The organism is Mycobacterium sp. TH-M15 (assembly GCF_057473705.1).
Genome location: NZ_JBYCLB010000490.1, coordinates 1 through 1,950, shown reverse-complemented (window position 1 = coordinate 1,950; position 1,950 = coordinate 1). Strand labels below are relative to the sequence as shown.

Genomic DNA, 1,950 nt, shown 5'->3' with positions numbered 1-1,950 from the left:
CGGCGTCGTCGACGAGAAGATCGACCCGGCGCACACCCGCAGCAAGCTCACCGAGGCGCTGGCCGAAGCGCCCGCGCGGCGCGGCCGGCACAAGAACATCCCGCTGTAGGGGTCCCGTCTCCTCGCGACGGTGCGTGTCCCCGGCCGAGACGCCGCGCACACCACCGGGTTTGCGCACGCTCGCGCGGGCTAACGCGTCGTGTAGCCGCCGTTGGCGAAGATGGTCTGCCCGGTGATCCAGTGACCGTCGCCGAGCAGGAACGCCACCAGCGGCGCGATGTCCTCGATCCGGGTCAGCCGATTGCCCATCCCCTGCGACTTGTGGAACTCGACCCGCTCCGGGGTCTCCTGCGGGTAGAAGAACGGGGTGTCCATCGGGCCGGGCGCGACGCTGTTGACGTTGATGCCGCGGCTGCCGAATTCCTTGGCCGCCGCCCGGGTGAAGTGCTCCACCGGAGACTTGGAGCCCGCGTAGGTGGAGTAGCCGTCGGTGAACGCGCCCAGCAGCGCGGTGACGATAGTCACCACCGAACCGTTGTCGTTGAGCCGCTTGCCGGCCTGCTGCAAGAAGAAGTAGGCGGCCTTGGCGTTGATGTCGAACATCGAATCGTATTCGGCCTCGGTGGTCTCCAGGATCGGCTTGCGCAGCACCTTGCCGACCGTGTTGACCGCCAGATCCACCCCGCCGAACGCATCGACGGCCGCGTCGAAGAGCGCGACGACGGTGGCCGGCTTGGTCAGGTCACCCTGCACCTTGATCGCCTTGGCGCCGGCCGCTTCCACCGCGGCGACCGTCTTGTCGGCGTCCGGTTCGCTGCTCGCGCTGTTGTAGTGCACCGCGACGTTGACGCCGCTCTGGGCCAGCGTGGTGCTGATCAAGCCGCCCAGGTTCTTGGCCCCGGCGGCCACCACCGCCGATCTGCCCGCAAGATCGCTCATCTTCACCCTCCTGTTGTCACCGTCAAGTTGCACCAGTTGTCATCGCCAAGTTACCCGGGAGATCCACAAATGAGAAACAACTTTGAATGCGGTATTGACAAGCATTACTTGTCGATAGGGTGATGCGATGCCCGATCCGGTCCGCCCCGACCTGCGCCGCCTGAGCCATTTCGTCGCGGTCGCCGATGCCCGGGGCTTCACCCGGGCCGCCGCCCAGCTGCGGCTCTCCCAGCAGGCGTTGTCGAACTCGGTCCGGCAGCTGGAGAAAGAGGTCGGCGCCGCGCTGCTGATCCGGGCCAACCGGCGGATCACCCTGACGCCGGCCGGTCAAACCCTGCTGGACGAGGGCCGGTCCCTGCTGACCGCCGCGCAGACCGTCATCCAGCACACCCGGGCCGCTGCCGACGATCAGGCCGACGAATTCGTCGTCGGCCACTCCCCGGCGATCAGCAGCGGCGACGTCTACGCGCTGATCCGGTCGGCGGTCGCCGCGCTGCCCGCCACCTCGTTCACGGTGCTGCAGCTCTTCCCCGACCGGATGACCGCGGGGGTCCGCGACGGCACGGTGCAGCTCGGGTTGCGCCGCGGGGTGGTGCCGCAGGAACACCTGGCCAGCACGGTGATCCGCTACGACGCCCTGCGGGTGGCGGTGCGCAGCCACCACCGGTTGGCCAGCCGGTCCCACGTCAGCGTCGCCGACCTGGCGAACGAGCCGATCGCGCTGTGGGCGCCGCCCGGGTCGTCGTACTACAGCGATTTTCTGGTCAACGCCTGCCGGCGCGCCGGATTCGAGCCGGCCTACCGGGTCAGCCGGCTGCAGGGCTGCCCGCCGGAGGCGGCCGCCCTCACCGAGGACGCGGTCGCCTTCGTCACCTCGGCACCGGGGCCGGCGCTGGACGGTGCGGTCACCGTGATCGAGCTCGCCGACCCGCCGCTGGCACCGATCCAGGCGCTGTGGCAGCTGCACACCCACTCGGCTGTGCGGGATCTGATCGTCGGGCGCGGGTGAGC

At 69.4% G+C, this 1,950-nt stretch carries 3 protein-coding genes; 2 read left to right on the top strand and 1 reads right to left on the bottom strand.

Going from position 1 to position 1,950, the window contains the following annotated elements:
- The coding region (locus tag AC2VNT_RS11970; protein ID WP_486947066.1) for a hypothetical protein at positions 1 to 109 on the top strand (109 nt) is incomplete at its 5' end.
- An 80-nt stretch (positions 110 to 189) separates the two neighbouring features.
- Here AC2VNT_RS11970 and AC2VNT_RS11965 read toward each other — a convergent pair.
- Positions 190 to 939: an SDR family oxidoreductase gene (locus AC2VNT_RS11965; RefSeq protein ID WP_486947065.1), complete on the bottom strand. Its 750-nt coding sequence runs from the start codon at positions 937 to 939 to the stop codon at positions 190 to 192.
- Between the two features lie 127 nt (positions 940 to 1,066).
- Between AC2VNT_RS11965 and AC2VNT_RS11960 the strand changes: the two genes are divergently transcribed.
- The gene (locus AC2VNT_RS11960; protein WP_486947064.1) at positions 1,067 to 1,948 is read left to right on the top strand and encodes a LysR family transcriptional regulator; all 882 of its coding nucleotides are present in this window, start codon (positions 1,067 to 1,069) and stop codon (positions 1,946 to 1,948) included.
- Positions 1,949 to 1,950 lie beyond the last annotated feature (2 nt).